Origin of the sequence: Devosia riboflavina, assembly GCF_000743575.1 — a bacterium.
In the GTDB taxonomy this organism is placed as follows: Bacteria; Pseudomonadota; Alphaproteobacteria; order Rhizobiales; family Devosiaceae; genus Devosia; species Devosia riboflavina.
In genome coordinates this window covers 17547-35230 of sequence record NZ_JQGC01000008.1, presented here as the reverse complement: position 1 = coordinate 35230, position 17684 = coordinate 17547, and the positions used below count along the sequence as shown (strand labels likewise).

General features: G+C 62.7%; 14 protein-coding genes. 5 read left to right on the top strand and 9 right to left on the bottom strand.

All coding sequences use genetic code 11. The annotated features are described in order from the left end of the window. Positions 1–29: 29 nt before the first annotated feature. Both JP75_RS10720 and JP75_RS10715 read right to left on the bottom strand, forming a co-directional pair. Positions 30–488 (bottom strand): GNAT family N-acetyltransferase, encoded by a 459-nt coding sequence (locus tag JP75_RS10720; RefSeq protein ID WP_341872278.1) that lies wholly within the window; start codon positions 486–488, stop codon positions 30–32. 202 nt (positions 489–690) lie between these two features. After that, positions 691–1710: a LacI family DNA-binding transcriptional regulator gene (locus tag JP75_RS10715; protein ID WP_035082586.1), complete on the bottom strand. Its 1020-nt coding sequence runs from the start codon at positions 1708–1710 to the stop codon at positions 691–693. Positions 1711–1907: 197 nt separating this feature from the next. Between JP75_RS10715 and JP75_RS10710 the strand changes: the two genes are divergently transcribed. The 3 genes from JP75_RS10710 to JP75_RS10700 all read left to right on the top strand — a co-directional run bounded on the left by JP75_RS10710 (position 1908) and on the right by JP75_RS10700 (position 5495). Continuing rightward, positions 1908–3446: a sugar ABC transporter ATP-binding protein gene (locus tag JP75_RS10710; RefSeq protein ID WP_035082585.1), complete on the top strand. Its 1539-nt coding sequence runs from the start codon at positions 1908–1910 to the stop codon at positions 3444–3446. Then, a complete protein-coding gene (locus tag JP75_RS10705; RefSeq protein ID WP_035082583.1) occupies positions 3427–4431 on the top strand; it encodes an ABC transporter permease in 1005 nt (334 codons plus the stop codon). Before JP75_RS10710 ends, JP75_RS10705 begins: the two co-directional genes overlap by 20 nt. 113 nt (positions 4432–4544) lie before the next feature. Then, positions 4545–5495, top strand: coding sequence for a substrate-binding domain-containing protein (locus tag JP75_RS10700; protein ID WP_035082581.1), 951 nt, complete (start codon positions 4545–4547; stop codon positions 5493–5495). 191 nt (positions 5496–5686) lie between these two features. Here the strand turns inward: JP75_RS10700 and JP75_RS10695 are convergent, their stop codons facing one another. From JP75_RS10695 to JP75_RS10665, 7 genes are all read right to left on the bottom strand, one after another. Next, a complete protein-coding gene (locus JP75_RS10695) occupies positions 5687–8131 on the bottom strand; it encodes an EAL domain-containing protein (protein WP_169745525.1) in 2445 nt (814 codons plus the stop codon). A 110-nt stretch (positions 8132–8241) separates the two neighbouring features. Beyond that, on the bottom strand, positions 8242–8994 hold the full coding sequence (locus JP75_RS10690) for an ABC transporter ATP-binding protein (RefSeq protein ID WP_201772930.1): 753 nt from the start codon (positions 8992–8994) through the stop codon (positions 8242–8244). A 23-nt stretch (positions 8995–9017) separates the two neighbouring features. Continuing rightward, positions 9018–10046, bottom strand: a complete 1029-nt coding sequence (locus JP75_RS10685) for a putative F420-0 ABC transporter permease subunit (protein WP_201772929.1) — start codon at positions 10044–10046, stop codon at positions 9018–9020. Between the two features lie 102 nt (positions 10047–10148). Next, positions 10149–11087, bottom strand: coding sequence for a putative F420-0 ABC transporter substrate-binding protein (locus tag JP75_RS10680; RefSeq protein WP_035082577.1), 939 nt, complete (start codon positions 11085–11087; stop codon positions 10149–10151). 3 nt (positions 11088–11090) lie between these two features. Continuing rightward, the gene (cofE, locus tag JP75_RS10675; RefSeq protein WP_051960593.1) at positions 11091–11912 is read right to left on the bottom strand and encodes a coenzyme F420-0:L-glutamate ligase; all 822 of its coding nucleotides are present in this window, start codon (positions 11910–11912) and stop codon (positions 11091–11093) included. Positions 11913–11924: 12 nt separating this feature from the next. Continuing rightward, a complete protein-coding gene (gene fgd, locus JP75_RS10670) occupies positions 11925–12923 on the bottom strand; it encodes a glucose-6-phosphate dehydrogenase (coenzyme-F420) (protein WP_035082575.1) in 999 nt (332 codons plus the stop codon). 165 nt (positions 12924–13088) lie between these two features. Continuing rightward, positions 13089–14090 (bottom strand): TIGR03842 family LLM class F420-dependent oxidoreductase, encoded by a 1002-nt coding sequence (locus JP75_RS10665; protein WP_035082573.1) that lies wholly within the window; start codon positions 14088–14090, stop codon positions 13089–13091. A 152-nt stretch (positions 14091–14242) separates the two neighbouring features. Here JP75_RS10665 and ku point away from each other — a divergent pair, with 152 nt between their 5' ends. Beyond that, positions 14243–15136 (top strand): non-homologous end joining protein Ku, encoded by an 894-nt coding sequence (ku, locus tag JP75_RS10660; protein WP_035082572.1) that lies wholly within the window; start codon positions 14243–14245, stop codon positions 15134–15136. 2 nt (positions 15137–15138) lie between these two features. Beyond that, on the top strand, positions 15139–17679 hold the full coding sequence (gene ligD, locus JP75_RS10655; RefSeq protein ID WP_035082571.1) for a DNA ligase D: 2541 nt from the start codon (positions 15139–15141) through the stop codon (positions 17677–17679). Positions 17680–17684 lie beyond the last annotated feature (5 nt).

Here is a 17684-nt window from a genome sequence, read left to right as displayed (position 1 = left end):
CGGGCGCCCCAAAGGGCGCCCGGCCAGGTTTATGCGGTCGCGATCTGCCAGCAGATCACGGGACCATCCTCGGGATCGATCCTCTCGCCCACGCGCGCAAAACCATTGCGCTCCAGCACGCGCTGGGAGGCGACGTTGTCCACGGCGGTTTCGGCCGATACGCGCCCGACCCGCGCATCGCCACGGGCCCAATCGAGCAATGCCGCAACGGCAGCGGTGGCAAAGCCCCGCCCCTGCCGTGTCGGCGCCACACCATAGCCGATATGGAGCTCGCCCGCTTCCGGCAGACGGGTGATCGACATCAGCCCGACCACTTCCCCGTTTTCGACCAGCATCCAGGCCGATGGCGCAAATTGCTCCGCCAGTTGAGCCGCAAGGCCGGCCAGCATATCCAGCACCACCGGCGGCGCCAGTTCGACATCCTGTTCGAGGCGCAGCCCGGCGGGTGCCTTACCCTCCAGGAGCAAGGCAAAGTCATTCGCAGTCATTTCAATAATCATGGTGTTCTCGGCAAAAGAAAAACGGACGCCCGTCCTTGCTAGGATGGGCGGTCACATCGCCGAACGGTCCACCGGACTAAAGAGCTAAAACGCTACCTTGCCGATCGGCCGCTGGGCGCGAAAAGCGAAAGGGAGGTCAAAGGCATTCTCCTATTGTTGCCCAAGCCATAGCAGGGCAATGGCGCAGCGCCTAGCCCACGCGCGTCACCGAATTGCGCACGATCAGTTCCGCCCGAAGCAGCACCTGCTGCTCGCGCGGCTTTTCCCCGGCCAGAAGCGCCAGCAGCAATTCCATTGCCGCCTCGCCGATCCGGTGGCGCGGCTGCTTCATCGTCGTCAGCGATGGGGTGACGAAACTCGAAAACGAAATGTCGTCAAAGCCCATGATGGAGAATTGCCGCGGGAGGTCATAATGCCGCGCATTGAGCGAGATGATGACGCCCAGCGCCGTCGCGTCATTGACGCAGAAAAAGGCTGTCGGCAGCGCATCGCGCACGAACATCAGTTCCGCCGCCGCCCGTCCGCTTTCCGTCGTCCCGTCGCCATCGATGATCATGCGCGGATCAATCGCGATCCCCGCCCCCGCCAGCGCCCTGCGATAGCCCTCCTCGCGCAGCCGATTGACCTCGCGCGCGCTCGATCGCCCGACGAAGGCAATCCGGCGATGCCCCTGCGAGATCAGGTGTTCGGTGGCAATGCGCGCACCCTCAAAATTGTCGACGCCGACAAAAGGCACTTCGGCATTGGGCACCGGCTCATTGACCGCCACCATGGGCGGCAAGCGTCCCTCGGTGCCATCCTGCCCAAAGCCATAGGGCAAATGTCCCGTGAACAGGATCAGCCCATCCGCCTGGTTGGAGCTGATGAACCGCAGATAATCGGTCTCCCGCGCCGGATCATTCTGCGTATTGCCGATGAGCACGCCATAGCCGCGCTTGCTCGCCTCGGTTTCAAGCCCCACCAGAATATTGGAAAAATTCGGATCGCCAACATCGGGCGCCAGGATGAGAATCATGTTGGACCGCCGCATGCGCAGCGATCGGGCCATGGCATTGGTGGTGTAGCCGGTGCGGGCGATGGCCTCGGTCACCTTGCGGCGTGTTTCGTCGGCGACCTTGGTGGGTTCGTTGATGGCACGACTGACCGTGGCGATGGACACGCCGGCAAGCGCCGCAACGTCTTCTATCGTAGCCAGTTTCTGGTGCTGCACTCGCAAAGCCCCGCACACCCACTGGCGCCCGTTTCCCTGCCTCTAGCAGATGCAACGTATAGCGCCAGACCCTCCCAAGAGGCTTATACGCTTTTGCCTCCGTGTAAACCTTTACATCAATCATGAAAACCTTTACATCATCACATCAGGGACGAAGAGCCGGGTCAACGGGCCGCGTCCAGGGGAGGGGTTTTGCGATGTCATCAGCCGAAGGCACATCTGCGCCTGCCGTTTTGGCGGCCAATCGCATTTCCAAATCCTTTGGCGAAATCCCGGTGCTGTTCAGCATCGATTTCGACATCAAGCCCGGTGAAGTGCACGCCATCATCGGCGAAAACGGCGCGGGCAAATCCACCCTCATTAAGATTCTCTCCGGCATCGAGCAGCCGACTTCGGGCTCGATCACCTATGACGGCGAAACCGTCACCCTGCCGCCGGATGGCAAGGCGGAAGCGATGGGCATCGTGCTCATCCACCAGGAATTGAATCTGGCCGAACACCTCACGGCCTCGGAATCCATTTTCCTCGGCCGCGAAATCAAACGCTTCGGCTTCCTCGACCTCGGCGCGATGCGCAGCAAGGCGGCCGAACTGATGGACACGCTGCATGTCCGCGTCGATCCCGATGATCGCATCAGCACCCTCTCGGTCGCCGACAAGCAGATGGTCGAGATCGCCAAGGCCATCAGCCGCGATGCGCGCGTCCTTATCATGGACGAGCCGACCGCCGTGCTCTCGGTCAGCGAAACTCAGACACTCTTCGAACAGATCCGCCGCCTCACCGCCCGCGGCGTCGCCGTCATCTTCATCTCGCACAAGCTCGACGAGATCATGGAGCTGGCCGATCGCGTCACGGTCCTGCGCGATGGCCAGTTGATCGCCACCGTCGGCACCGAGGCGCTGACGCCCGACTCCATCGCCCAGATGATGGTCGGCCGCGAGCTCTCCAATCTCTATCCACCCAAGCACGAGCCCGATGTCGACGCGCCCGTGGTTCTGGGTGTGCGCAATCTCGCCGCCAAGGGCGTCAAAGACATTTCCTTTGACCTGAAACGCGGTGAAATCCTCGGCTTTGCCGGCCTCATCGGTTCGGGCCGCACTGCCGTCGCCGAAGCCATTGTCGGCCTCAGCCACCGCACCGGTGGAGACATCACGCTCGATGGCAAACCGGTCAATTTCACCCAGGTGGCCCAATCGGTCGATGCAGGCCTTGCCTACATGACCAAGGACCGCAAGGGCAAAGGCCTCCTGCTGAATATGGGCCTCCGCCCCAACCTGACCCTTCTCACGCTAAACAAGCACATCAAGGCCGGCTTCCTCGACAGCTCCAGCGAAGAGCGCGCCCTTGAGCGCGCCGTGCGCCGCTTCGATATCCGTGCCCGCGATGCCTCCGTCGCCGTCGGCCGCCTCTCGGGCGGCAACCAGCAAAAGCTCATGCTGGGCAAGACCATGGAGAGCGAGCCGGACATCATCATCATGGATGAGCCGACCCGCGGCATCGATGTCGGCACCAAGCAGCAGATCTATCACATCATCGCGGCCCTGGCCGCCGAAGGAAAATCGATCATCCTCATCTCCTCGGAAATGCAGGAAGTGATCGGCCTCAGCCACCGCGTGGTGGTGATGCGCGAGGGGCGCCTGACGGGCGTGCTCGAAGGCGCAGAAATTACCGAAGCAGAAATCATGCGGTACGCCGCTGGCATCAAGAGTGGAAACGATGAGCGTATCAGCGCCTGATATTCCGGCAAAACCCAAGCGCGGTTTCCGCCTTGACCTCAAGACCGTGGGGCCGCTTTTGGCGCTTGCCCTCCTGGTCCTGCTCGGCATCTCGCTCAACGAGAATTTCCTGAGCTACAACAACCTGACCAACGTCCTCGCACGTTCGTCCTTCATCGGCATCATCGCCATCGGCGCCACCTTCGTCATCACCGCGGGCGGGCTCGATCTCTCCGTCGGCTCCATGGCCGCGGTCATTGCCGGCGTCATGATCATGGTGATGAACTGGCTGATCCCCACCATGGGCATCGGCTGGGGCGTGGTTATCGCCGGCATGGCGACAGGCATCCTGCTCGGCGGCGTCGCGGGCGTCTTCAACGGCACCATGATCACGCGGGGGCGCATCGAAGCCTTCATCGTCACCCTCGGCACCATGGGCATTTTCCGCTCGCTCGTGACCTTCCTCGCCGATGGCGGCACTCTGTCGCTCAATTTCCAGGTCGCCGACGTCTATCGCCCGGTCTATTACGCCGGCCTTTTGGGCGTGCCGTGGCCGATCATCGTCTTCGCCCTCGTTGCCATCGGCGGCGAAGTGGTCATGCGCTACACCGCCTTCGGCCGCTATTGCGCCGCCATCGGCTCCAACGAGCAGGTCGCCCGCTATTCCTCGATCAATGTCGATAACGTCCGGCTGCTGACCTACATCCTGCAAGGCGTACTCGTTGGCGTCGCCGTATTGCTCTATGTGCCGCGCCTCGGCTCGGCCTCCAGCACCACGGGCGTGCTCTGGGAACTTGAAGCCATTGCCGGCGTGATCATAGGCGGCACCACCCTCAAGGGCGGCTATGGCCGGATCTGGGGCACGGTCGTCGGTGTCGTCATCCTCGGCCTCATCGGCAATATCCTCAATCTTCAGAGCCTCATCAGCCCCTATCTCAATGGGGCCTTCCAGGGCGTCATCATCATTCTCGCCGTGCTGCTGCAACGCGGCCGCAAGAACGCCTAACCTGAGCGTTTTCAGGAAAAGTGGACACCGGTTTTCCCGTTCGAAAACGCGACCAGGAAAGCCAAACAAGAGTTTACTTCGCCCATAAAGGGCATTTCGGGAGGACTACAAGAATGAAACTGGTGAAATCCCTCATGGCTTCGGCTGTCATCGCCGGCAGCCTCACGGGCGCAGTCGTCGCCCAGGACAAGGTGACCATCGGCGTCTCCGTGCCGGCGGCCGACCATGGCTGGACCGGTGGCGTCAACTACTTCGCCCAGCAGGCCATCGACCGCCTCGCCACCACCTATCCAGATGTCGAGTTCGTCTTCGCTTCGGCCCCTGATGCGCCCAAGCAGATCGCTGACATCGAAGATATGGTCTCGACCCGCGGCATCGACGCTCTCGTCATCCTGCCGGGTGATCCGGACGCTATGACCTCGGCCATCAAGCAGGTCAAGGACGCCGGCAAGTTCGTCACCGTCGTCGACCGCCAGCTCTCGATCGACGGCGTCGAAGATCTCTACGTTGCCGGTGACAATCCGGGCCTCGGCGCCAATGCCGCTGCCTATATCAAGGAATCGCTTCCCGATGGCGGCAATATCGTCATCCTGCGCGGCCTGCCGATCCCGATCGACCAGCAGCGTTTCGATGGCTTCATGGCCGGCATCGAAGGCTCCAATATCACGGTTCTCGATGACGAATTCGCCAACTGGAACCGCGATGACGGCTTCAAGGTCATGCAGGACTTCCTGACCCGCTTCCCGGACATCAAGGCCGTGTGGACCCAGGACGACGACATCTCGCTCGGCGCCATTGAGGCGATCAAGCAGGCCGGTCGTGAAGGCGAAATGTTCATCGTCGGCGGCGCCGGCATGCAGCAGATCCTGCAGGCCGTTGCCAATGGCGATGCGCTGACCCCGGTCGACGTCTCCTACAGCCCGGCCATGATCGCCACGGCCATCGAGCTGACCACGTCGCACCTCGTCGGTGGCATCCATGTCGATGGCCGCTACATCCTCGACTCGACCCTGATCACCAAGGACAACGCTGCCGAATTCCTGGATCCGTCCAGCCCGTTCTAAGGCGAACCGAATTCGCAAAAGCAAAGGGCGCCCTCGCGGCGCCCTTTGTGTTTTTGCGGTGTGCTGAACTCCCACCCGCTGTCGTCACCACCGGGCTCGTTCCGGTGGTCCATGCCATCCGCCGGATGGCAGGCCTCCCCCAGATGGATTGCCGGGACAAGCCCGGCAATCCATCTGGGGGAGCGAAATATCTAGGCGCTCACACGCTCCGCCTCTTCCTCATCCCAATCCAACCGCCCCGGCCGCCCCAGCAGAAAACCCTGCGCTTCGGTGCAGCCTTCGAGCCGCAGCACGTCGAGCTGTTCCGGCGTTTCGACGCCCTCGGCCAGCACCGGCACCGAAAGACTGCGGCCAAGCGCCAGAATGGCGCGCACAATGGCCTTGGACTGCTCGGAATGCTCGACCTCGGCCATGAAGGACCGATCGAGCTTGATCTTGTCAAAGGGGAAGCTGCGCAGGGTTTCGAGCGAGGAATAGCCCGTGCCAAAATCGTCTATGGCAACGGAGACGCCCATTTCGCGGACCTGGCGCAGCGTGTTGAGCGCCCGCTTCTTGTCCGAAATGATGGCGGTTTCGGTCACTTCCAGCTCCAGCCGCTCCGGCGCGAGGCCGGTCTGGTAGAGCACCATTTTCACGAGATCGACGAGGTCGGCCTGAGCCAGTTGCAGCGCCGAAACATTGACGGCGATCTTGTGCGGGTCGGGCCAGGTGGCCGCCTCCTGGCACGCCGTGCGCAAGACCCAGGCGCCGATAGCATTGATAGCGCCGCATTCCTCGGCCAGCGGGATGAAATCAGCCGGCGATACGGGCCCATGCCCCGGCCGGTTCCAGCGCAGCAAGACCTCGAAACCGGTAATCTCGTCCGTCGCGACCGATTTCTGCACCTGATAGGCCAGCTCGAACCCGCCATGCTCGACGGCGTCCCAAAGGTCCTTGGCCATGGCGCGACGCTCGCGCGCGCTCTCGTCCATGCCGCTTTCATAGTAGCAGATGCGAGCCTCGAAATCGGCCTTGGCCCGATACATGGCAAGGTCGGCATTGCTGAGCAGTTTCGAGCGCTCCGCACCGTCCTGCGGATAGGTGGCGACACCGATGCTGCCGCCCGTCGTCACCTGCACGTCCTGATAGTCGACCGTGCCGAACAGCACGCCTTCGATGCGGTTGAGGAAATCGCGCAGGGAATCGATACTCACAAACGGTTTTAGCGCCGCAAATTCGTCGCCGCCGAGCCGCGCCACCACTTCGCCCGGCTTCAGCATAGCCGTGAACCGCTCAGCCAGCACGCGCAACACCTGGTCGCCGGTCGCGTGGCCATAGCTGTCATTGATTTCCTTGAACCGATCGAGGTCCATGGCGATCACGCCGATCTGCCCGCCCTCTTCGTCGGCCTTGGCCAGCGCGCGTTCAAAGAGATCATCAAACCGGGCGCGATTGGGCAGCCCGGTCAGCGTGTCGTGTTGCGCAAGATGGGCAATGGCTGCTTCGCTGCGCTTGCTGTCGGAAATATCCTCCATCAGCGTCACCCAGCGGCCGTCCCCGGTCGGGTTGTGCTGCACGCGCAAAAACCGCTGCCCATCGAAACTATGCACCGTCTGGCCGCCCCGCTCGGCGAGGCCCCGATGCTGTTCGGCAAGCGCGGTCGCAATGCCGGCTCGCATGGAATCGTCCCCGACCTCGACCTGATTGGAGGCGGCCTCGCAGATCTCTTCCAGCGTCCTGCCTTCAAGGTCGATCCCGGCCGGCAGAGAAAGCAATTCGATCAGCCGATCATTGTAGAGCATCACCCGGCCCTCGGCCGAGAACAGCGCTAGGCCCTGCCCCATATGGGTCAACGCCAGTTCGAGTTTCTGGCTCACCGAGGCGATCCGCTCCGCATCGGCCTTCTGGCGCGATTCCTCGCGCTCGGTCCGGCGGCGATCGGCTTCATCGAGCACGATACTGCCCAGCGCCGCACTCAGGATGAAGAGCGTAATCAGAGCAACGATAACGGACATCACGCCGCCATCGATTTCGCCGCCAATGCCGGACAGAGGCAGACAATTGCTGAAGTCCGCCGCGCCCATCGCGGTGAAATGCATGGCGCAAATGGCCAGTGTCAGCAGACCCGCCCCGCCAAACAGCCGCGCTTTGCCCTGGCCCATGGCCGTCACCACGGCCAGGCCCGACAGCACGATGCCAGCCGCGATCGAGAGGCCCACAAGCCCATTGCTCCAGAGCAATTGTCCATCGAGCAGCAGCGCCGCGATGCCGACATAGTGCATGGAGGAAATACCGACGCCGATCACTGCGCCGCCGAGGAACCGATCGGCCGTCCCGGTCGCCCGGATCGCCATAGCGAGGCCCGCGCCACAAATGCCGATGGCCAGCAGCAGCGAAACGCCGGTGAGCAGAATGTCATATTGCAGCGCAAAGCCGGGCCGGAAGGCCAGCATGGCGACGAAATGCGTCGACCAGATGCCGAGCCCCACCGAAAGGGCCGAAACCGTCGTCCAGATGAGCCGCGCCCGTTTCTCCATCCGCATCGCGTGGCGCAACAGGCTGACGCAGGCATAGGCCGAAAGCAGACAAACTAGAGCAGCGAGCGCCACGAAGCCGAGGTCGTGACCGCGGAAAAAGAAATCGAGTACGGCAAACACAGCACACATCCGGAAAAATACGGATTAGAGCCTATTGGGGCCGCACTTACGGATTTGTTACGCGGGACGGCCTTCCATCAGGATGCTGAACGCCCGGTAAAGCGGGACTTTCAAACGGTCCCCTCGTAGGCGATGACCGGCCCGCCCGGCCCCTCGATCAGGCGCGCATACACGCCGTACACCGACGCCAGGAGGTCCTCCCGCAAAACCTCGGCCGGTCGCCCCTCGGCCACCACCTGCCCCGCATCGAGCACCACCAGCCAATCGCAAAAGCGCAGCGCCAGATTGAGATCATGCAGCGCCAGCAGCACGGTACCACCCGCCTTGGCCAACCCGCCCAAGAGATGCAGCACCTGTAGTTGCGCCCGAATATCGAGATGGCTCGTCGGCTCATCGAGCACCAGCAGCTTTGGCTCCTGCGCCAGTGCCCGGGCAATATGCACGCGCTGCTGCTCGCCACCCGACAGCGTACTGAACTGCCGCCCCGCAAAGCGGGCCATACCGACCTTTTCGAGCGCCTCGGCTACGACTGTCTCGTCATCCGTGCCCAGTCCCACGGCCCAGGCCGGCAGATGCGGAATGCGCCCCAGCGCCACGACATCGGCAACGCTCAGCCGCTCCTCCGTACTGGCCGATTGCTCGACATAGGCGCAGATGCCGGCGCGCTCCCGTCGCCCCATGGCGACAAGGTTCGCTCCCTCGAATGTCAGCTCGCCCGCCTCCGGCCGCTCGATCCCGACAATGGCCGAGATCAGCGTCGACTTCCCCGCCCCATTCGGCCCCACAAGCCCGGTCACCTTGCCCGCCGGCGCAGAAAACTGCGCCCCGGCCACGATGTTCCTGCCGCCGCGCCGGATGTTCACACCTCCGACCCTGAGCCCCTCCATCACGTCACCCGCCTGAAGCGCATGAGAATAAGAAGGAAGGCCGGCGCGCCGACCAGGGCCGTGACAATGCCCACCGGCAATTCCCGCGGATCGAACAGTGTCCGCGCCATGGTGTCGGCCCAGAGCATGAAAATGGCCCCCACCAGCATGGACAGCGGCAGGAGTTTTCCATGCCGCGACCCCACTGCCAGCCGCACCGCATGCGGCACTACGAGCCCGACAAAACCAATGGCGCCGCCAATGGCCACCATGACCCCGGTCAGCAGCGCCGAGGCCCCGAGCAGCGTCCAGCGCAGCCGCGCCACATCCACCCCCAGGCTCGCCGCCGACTTATCGCCAAAGGCAAAGGCATCGAGCCCGCGCGCCGAAACCAGCATGATCGGCGCACAGAGGAGAAGACTCATCGCCAGCCCCGCATCGACCCATCCCGACCCACTCAACGACCCCATGAGCCAGGAGAGGATTTCACGGTAGGAATCCCCCGTCGCCGACCAGAAGATGATGAAGGACGTCATGGCCGAAGCCAGGGCCGAAATGGAAATGCCGGCCAGGATCGCTCGCACCGGCGTCGCCCCACCCAGCAGTTGCGCGATCAGCAGCGCCAGCCCCAGAGCTGCCAGCGAGCCAATGAACGCCCCCACCGGCACCAGCAGCGCAAAGCCCATCACCACCAACGTCACCGCCCCCAACGCCGCCCCCGACGAAAGGCCGAGCAGATATGGATCAGCCAATGGATTGCGCGTCAGCGCCTGCATCACCGCCCCGGCCAGCGCCAGACCAGCGCCAACGCCCATGGCAGCGATCACCCGCGGCAGCCGCAGGTCCCAGACGATCGCATCGCGCAGACGCGAAACCGGACTTTCGGGCACCAGCGCGAGATGGTGCAGGATCGTGGTCCACACCTCGGTCGGGCTGATATCCGCCGGCCCGAAGGTAACCGCAATGGTCGCACTGGCGATGAGCAGGAGGGAGAGGGCTACCAGTGCCAGGAAATGCAGCCCTCTTCCGCTGGGCTTTTTACCTCGCACGGTGTCATCCCCGCGAAAGCGGGGACCTCCGTTTCAGAACAGGGGTTCCCGCTTTCGCGGGAATGACATCGAGAACAGTTGAGGCCATCGGGCCCACCGACCCTAAAAACTCAACCCAGCCAACTGCCCAGCCATATCCACCACCGCCGGCACATTGCGTATTCCCGCCTCGGAAGCCGGGAACGGAATGATCAGGTACCGCTGATTGACCACCGCATCCAATTTCGACGTAATCGGATTTTCCGCCAGCAACTTCTTCTTGGCCTCCGCCGAATTCCAGGCCGCGTCGACCAGCACGATCACATCGGGATTGGCATCGACCACCGCTTCCCAGCTCGCCGAAGTCCAGCCCTCGTCCACCCGGGCAAAAATGTTTTCGAGCCCCAGCGCTTCCATGATCATGGCCGGCGCATTGCTGCCCGCGCCCACATAGGGCGCCTTGGTGCCCGAGGAATACCACACCGCCGTCAGTCCACGCGTATCGGCCACAACCCCGTCCAGCGCAGCCTTCTGCTCGGCCACAAGCGTCGCCGCCCGGTCCTCGACGTCAAAAATCGCGCCCATTTCAGTGATTTCACCGAAAAGCTGATCAAAGCCCAGCTTGGCCGGCTTTACCGACCGACAAGCCGCCGGCGCCACATAGGACGCCACGCCAAGTTGTTGCAGCGTCGGCCGCTCGCCGGCGCCGTCCGCCGCAAAATTGCTCTCCCAGCCGCCATAGACAAAGTCCGGCTCGACCTCGAGCACCACTTCCTGCGATGGCAGCTTCTCCGACAGCACCGGAATCCCCGCCGCCGCTCCGGCCAGAGCCTCGGGCAGCGGCCCATCCAAAAAGGCCAGCCCCACCAATTGCTTCTCAAGCCCGAGCGAGAGCAGCAATTCCGCCGCCGTCGACTTGATCGCCACAACGCGCTGTGGCGCCGCCGCGATATCGAGCGCAAAGCCGCAATTGTCGAGAACAAGCGGATAATCCGTCGCCATTGCGGGCACGGTGAGCAAGCCCGCCGCGAGGGCAGCGAGAAGAGAAAGAGAATGACGCATGGTTCAGTCCTGCTTCTGCCCCTTGGGGCGTGCCTTGGAAGTATCTTTCATGTCCGCCATGGCGGCCTCATATCCGAGCCGATAGGCCTCGGCCGAGCCAAAACGGAACATATCGTCGTCGCCGGTCCGCACAAGGCTGCGCGCCCCCGGCGCATCCAGCCCCTGCACCAGCCGCTCCATGCCGCGAACCACCGCGACCGGAATGCCCGATGTCTTGCCCTTCACGAGATCGGCCGCCCCCGCGAGCTCATCAGCCACCACCGCCATGGTCACGTGCAGCGGCCGCCCATTGGCATCATTGGCCCCACGCAGATCGTCGGTCAGCTGCAGCCCCGCCGCGCCAATCGCCAGATCCGTCTGTCCCACGCGCCAGGGCCGCCCGACCGTATCGGTCACGACAATCCCGAGCCGTACCCCAAACCGCTCCCGCAGCCCCACGCACAGCGCCCGCGCCGACCGATCCGGGTCCTCCGGCAGTTTCAGCGCAAAGCCCTCGGGCACATTGGACATGTCCAGTCCCGCCGCCGCCATGATCATGCCCTGCTTGGTCTCGACGATACGCGTCACCCCGCCCGGATGTACCCGCTCGGCCACGACGCGCACCGTATCGTCGGCAATCGCCTTTTCCCGATCCCCAGCCGGCACCATGCGACCCTCGGCCTTGGACACGATCTTGCTGGTCACCACCAGAATATCGCCATCGACCAGCGCATGCTCGGCACCCATGCCCGCAATCGCCGCTGAGATCAGCGCCACGAGATCATCCCCGGCCGCAATTTCCGGAATGCCGGTCACGCCCCAAACGCTGAATGTTGGCACCGACATCTCTTATTCTCCTCACCCCAGCGCCTTGAGGCGCGGCAGGATTTCCTTGGCATAGAGCGCCAGGAACCGGCTCTGATCCGTACCCGGCGCATGAAACACCAGATGGTCGAACCCATAATCGATATAGGTTTTTATCTGGGCCACATGTTCCTCCGGATCGCTCGACACGATCCAGCGCTTCGCTACCCGCTCGATCGGCAGCGCATCGGCCAGCTTTTCCATTTCCTCGGCATCCTGCACCGAGTGCTTTTCCTCTGCCGACAGCGCCAGCGCCGCCCAGTTCCGCGTATCTTCCAGCGCGCGCCGAGGATCAGTGTCGAACGACACTTTCACCTCGATCATCCGCTCATAGGGCTTTCCCGCCCGCGCCGACTCTTGCCGGCCCACCGCCACATTGGGCAGCAGTTCATCGACATAGAGCGAGGCGCCCTTGCCCGAGGTACAGATGAACCCGTCCCCCTCGCGCCCGGCAAATTTCGCATTCAGCGGTCCGCCGGCCGCAATATAGATCGGCACCATTTCCTCGGGCCGATCGTAGATCGTCGCGTTGACAGTCTTGTAATACTGCCCCTCGAAACTGACCCGATCCTCGCTCCAAAGCTGCCGGATCAGCTTTATGGCCTCGCGCAACCGCGCCGACCGTTCCTTCAGCTCCGGCCATTCGATACCGGTCGCCGGCACTTCATTGAGCCCCTCGCCCGTCCCGACGCCCAAGATGACGCGCCCCGGAAACATCGCCCCCAGCGTCCCAAAGGCATGCGCGACAACCGATGGATGCAGCCGGAACGTCGGCGTCAGCACCGATGTGCCAAGAATGATCCGCTCGGTCTTCGCCAACACCGCCGCCATCCAGGCCGGCGCAAATGGCGCATGCCCATCGGTATGCTTCCAGGGCTGAAAGTGATCGCTCACAAAAACCGAGTCGAACCCGCCCTCTTCCGCCTCCACAGCAAATTGCAGCAACTTGTTCGGCCCAAACTGCTCCGCCGAAGCCTTATACCCAAAGCGCATTATTCTGGTCTCCTCCCGGAAACGTCTGTGGCTCTCGCCACCCCACCCTCGTTCCCTCCCCATCAAGGGGAGGGAGGCGCTTGCCTCGCTGCCCCGGCTCCTTCGTCTCCCTCCCCCTTGTGGGGAGGGATCAAGGGTGGGGGTACGGCAATCGCCGCACTCCGCCTAGCGAAACGCCGGGATCACATGCCGCCCATAGCCTGCGATGATTTCTTCCTCATCCCCGCTATCGAGATAGATATTGAACTGCGTCACACCAGCCGCCTCGAGGTCGCGGATTTTCGCGACATGTTCGTCCGGCTCGCCCAGAACGCAAAAACTCTCCACCACATCGTCGGTGATGAAATCGAGGAACGGATTATCCGCCTGCCCGTGCTTGGAATAATCATAGCCCCGGCGCTTCTCGATATAGCTCGTCAAGCTCGCCGGCACCTTGCCGCTCTCGGTGCCATACTTCTCGACAATATCGGCCACATGGTTTCCCACCATGGCCGGGAACCACTTTACGTGCTCGATGGCCCGCTTCTTGTCGCCAAAATAGGCCGGTGCTGCCGCCATCGAGCGATAATTGGACATATCCTTGCCCGCCGCCGTGCCGGCCTCGATGCACTGGTCGGTGAACCACTTGCAAAGGCCGGGATCGGCAATCTGCAGCACCACGCCATCGGCGCTCTCGCCCGCGGTCTTCAGCGCCAGGGGACCATAGGCAGCAATCCAGCTCGGCATTTCGTGGCCCACGGCCCAGGGAAATTTCACCGGCGCGGGGATTTCGCCGTAGGTGACTTCCTCGCCGCGCACCATGGCCTTGGTCTTGTCGATGAATTCGGCCACTCGCGCCAAGGTCGCCGGCTTCTTGCCCATGACGCGCATGGAACTATCGCCGCGTCCCACCGCCAGATCGAACCGCCCGCCGCTCTGCTTGCTCAGCGAGCCGAAAATGGACGCCGCCACCGACCAGTCGCGCACATCGGGATTGGTCACCAGCGGCCCGAAGCGGAGCTTCTCCGTATGCTCCATGCACATGGCGATCGCCGCATAGCAATCGCGCCAGAGAATGTGCGAGTCATAGAACCAGCAATAATCGAAGCCCGCATACTCGGCCGCCCGCACCAGATAGCGCGCCCGCTCCGCTTCGATGAACCCCTTGAAGGTAATGCCGAATTCCATAGTCCCGTCCCCACGTTCCCTTCGGCCAATAAATTTGACCAGACGATCAAATTTTTACCGAAGAATGCCGATTGTCAACGGCCTTTATCGGCCGGAACGCACCGGGCCCGGCGACGTTGAATCGGGCAAAGCCAACCTGTCAGGACGCGCCCATGCCTGCCTCCCGCCCCATCTGGAAAGGCCAGATCAGACTTTCGCTGGTTTCCATTCCCGTCGAACTGTTCAGCGCCGCCCGCACCGGCGCCAAGCCCAGCTTCCGCCAGATCCACGAACCAACCGGCAAGCCGATCCACTATGAAAAGGTCGTCGCCGGCGTGGGCCCGGTCGACAAGGATGAGATCATCAAGGGTTTTGAATATGAGAAGGGCGACTATGTCCTCCTCACCGAGGATGAGATCGACGCGGTCAAACTCGAGACGCGCAAGACGCTGGAGCTGACCCAGTTTGTCGGCGCCTGCGAAATCGACCCGATCTACTATGACAAATCCTATTTCGTCGTCCCCACCGACGAATTGGCCGAAGACGCCTTTCGGGTCATCCGCGATGCCCTGCGCAAAACCCAGAAGGTCGGGCTCGGCCAATTGGCCATGCGCGGCAAGGAATATCTGGCGGCGATAAAGCCCAGCGGCACCGGCCTCATCCTCGAAACGCTTCATTACGAAGACGAAATTCGCAAGGCCGATCCTTTCTTCTCGCAAATTTCCTCGAAAAAGGCCGAGGCTGATCTGCTCGAAGTCGCCGAAGCCCTGATCGAGAAAAAGACCGCCCCCTTCGAGGCCGACGCCTTCAAGGACCACTACCAGGCCGCCCTGCGCGAACTCATCAAGCGCAAGATGAAGAACAAGGGCCGCAAGATCACCGCCGACGAAGATGAAGAACCCGCCCGCCCCTCCGGCTCGAACGTGGTCGATCTGATGTCGGCGCTCAAGGAAAGCCTTGAGGGCGGCGGCAAGACCAGTGCCCGCCGCAAATCTGTCGCAAAGGCCGAAACAGCAAAACCGGCTGCGAAAAAGCCTGCAGCGTCCTCGCGCAAGAAGGCGAGCTGACCATGGTTGCCAAGGCGCAGGATCTCCTCAAGGACTACAAAGCCAAGCGCAATTTCGCCAAGACCCAGGAACCCTCCGGCGACGCACCAAAGGGCAAAAAATCCCCGCGTGGCAGCTTCCTGATCCAGAAGCACGACGCGACGCGCCTCCATTATGATTTCCGCATCGAGCTCGACGGCGTTCTCAAAAGCTGGGCCGTGACCAGGGGGCCGTCCAACAATCCCGAGGACAAGCGCCTCGCCGTTCGCGTCGAAGATCACCCACTCGAATATGGCACCTTCGAAGGCACGATCCCTGAAGGGGAATATGGCGGCGGCACTGTCATGCTCTGGGATCGCGGCACCTGGGAGCCCATCGGCGATCCCCATGAAGGGCTCGAAAGCGGCGACCTCAAGATGCGCATCTTCGGCGAGCGCCTGAAGGGCGAATATGTGCTGGTGCACATGAAGGGTCGCGATACCAAACGCCGCTCCGGTCCACCGCGCGAAAACTGGCTCTTGATAAAGCACCGCGATTCCTATGCGCGCGACAAGGACACGCTGACCACCCGCTTCACCCGCTCCGTCGCCACCGGCCGCGATCTCAAGCAGATCGCCAGCGGCGCTCCGGCCAGAAAGGAAAGCAAGGTCAAAGACGACGCCGTCTGGCACTCCCACCCGGAGGAAGCCGAAAAGGCCGACCAGAAAACCCGCATTCTCGCCAGCGCCAAATCGGGGAAAACGCCCGCCTTCCGTCCCGTCCAGCTCGCCACTCTGGTCGATACGGTTCCCGCCGGGCAGGATTGGCTTTTCGAGATGAAATATGATGGCTACCGCTGCCTGGCGGCCATTGCCGGCGATAGCGTGCGCCTTTTCACCCGCAATGGCCTCGACTGGACCGAGAAATTCGGCGCCCTGGTCGAGCCCCTCCAAAAGCTGAAGATCGGCTCGGCCCTCATCGATGGCGAAATCTGTGCCTTCGATGGCACGGGGCGCACCGATTTTTCCACCCTCAAGAATGTCCTCTCCGATGGTGGCAGGCTCGAATATTTCGCCTTCGACCTTCTCGAAGCCGATGGGAAGGATCTCACGAAACTCCCTCTCATCGAGCGCAAGGCGCGCCTCGAAAAGCTCCTCAAGACCTCGGCCCGGCAAGACCCGGTGCAATATTCGTCCCATGTCCGCGGCCATGGCCAAAAGGTGCTCGATGCGCTTTGCCGCGACGGTCATGAAGGCGTCATCGCCAAAGAGGCCGATGCCCCCTATCGCGGCGAACGCACGCGGAGCTGGCTGAAAATAAAGTGCCTCAAGCGCCAGGAATTCGTCATCGGCGGCTGGTCGCCTTCGACCAAGCGCCGCGGCTTTGCCTCGCTCCTCCTCGGCACCTGGGAGGGCAAGAAACTGCTTTATCGCGGTCGCGTCGGCACCGGTTTTTCGCAAGACCTGCTGGCGCAACTGGACGAAAAACTCGCTGGGCTCTCGCGAAAAACCAATCCCTTCCAGGCGGTCCCGAGGGAACGGGCCCGCGGCGTGAATTGGGTCGAGCCCGAGCTTGTCGCCGAAATTGCCTATACCGAGCTGACCGAAGACGACATTCTGCGCCATCCCAGCTTTATCGGACTGCGCGGCGACAAGCCGGCCAAGGAGGTCCAGATGGAAAAGCCCCAATCTCTCGATCATGACGGCGAAGACGTCGCCGAGCGCCTCGGCGTTCGCCTCACCTCGCCCGACCGCGTGGTTTTTCCCGACCAGGGAATTACCAAGGCCGATCTCGTTTCTTACTACGAGGCGGTGGCCGAGGTCATGCTGCCCCATATCAAGGACCGCCCCCTGAGCCTCGTGCGTTGCCCACAAGGCCGGGCCAAGGCCTGCTTCTTCCAGAAGCACGATACCGGCGGCTTTCCCGACGAGATCAAGTCCACCGAGATCGTCGAAAAGGACGGCGACAGCCAAAACTACTTTTACGTCACCGACCTCGCCGGCATCATCGCCGGCACGCAGATGAATACGCTCGAATGGCACATCTGGGGCTCGCGCCGGCAAAGCGTGGAAAAGCCCGATCGCCTCGTTTTCGATATCGACCCCGATGAGGGCCTCGATTTTTCCGCCGTCACCAGCGCGGCCCGCGATATCGGCGCAAAACTCACGGCCATGAAGCTCAAGAGCTATCCCATGGTCTCAGGCGGTAAGGGCATTCATGTCGTCGTGCCCCTGAAACCCGACGTCGAGTGGCCCGACGCCAAGGCCTTCTGCAAGAATTTCGCCCAAGCCCTGGCCGATGAGGAGCCCGAGCGCTTCACCGCCAATCTCTCCAAAGCCCAGCGCAAGGGCCGGCTCTTTATCGACTACCTGCGCAACGAGCGCGGCTCCACCGCCATTTGCCCCTGGTCCGCGCGCTCGCGCCAGGGCGCCCCGGTCGCCGTGCCGATTTCCTGGGATGAAGCAAAAACCATCAAGGCGGCCAATCTCTTCTCGCTCGAGGCCACCGCCGCCCGCGCCCGGGACGAAAACCCCTGGCCGGATTACTTTGAGATCAAGCAAAGCCTCAAGGGCAAGCTCAGCTAGAAACG

Bases quoted from the DNA above. Each gene is read 5' to 3' on its own strand.
- JP75_RS10705 (WP_035082583.1), top strand. From the start codon at position 3,427: ATGAGCGTATCAGCGCCTGATATTCCGGCAAAACCCAAGCGCGGTTTC.
- JP75_RS10710 (WP_035082585.1), top strand. From the start codon at position 1,908: ATGTCATCAGCCGAAGGCACATCTGCGCCTGCCGTTTTGGCGGCCAAT.
- ku (WP_035082572.1), top strand. From the start codon at position 14,243: ATGCCTGCCTCCCGCCCCATCTGGAAAGGCCAGATCAGACTTTCGCTG.
- JP75_RS10720 (WP_341872278.1), bottom strand. From the start codon at position 488: ATGACTGCGAATGACTTTGCCTTGCTCCTGGAGGGTAAGGCACCCGCC.
- JP75_RS10665 (WP_035082573.1), bottom strand. From the start codon at position 14,090: ATGGAATTCGGCATTACCTTCAAGGGGTTCATCGAAGCGGAGCGGGCG.
- JP75_RS10680 (WP_035082577.1), bottom strand. From the start codon at position 11,087: ATGCGTCATTCTCTTTCTCTTCTCGCTGCCCTCGCGGCGGGCTTGCTC.
- fgd (WP_035082575.1), bottom strand. From the start codon at position 12,923: ATGCGCTTTGGGTATAAGGCTTCGGCGGAGCAGTTTGGGCCGAACAAG.
- ligD (WP_035082571.1), top strand. From the start codon at position 15,139: ATGGTTGCCAAGGCGCAGGATCTCCTCAAGGACTACAAAGCCAAGCGC.
- JP75_RS10700 (WP_035082581.1), top strand. From the start codon at position 4,545: ATGAAACTGGTGAAATCCCTCATGGCTTCGGCTGTCATCGCCGGCAGC.
- cofE (WP_051960593.1), bottom strand. From the start codon at position 11,912: ATGTCGGTGCCAACATTCAGCGTTTGGGGCGTGACCGGCATTCCGGAA.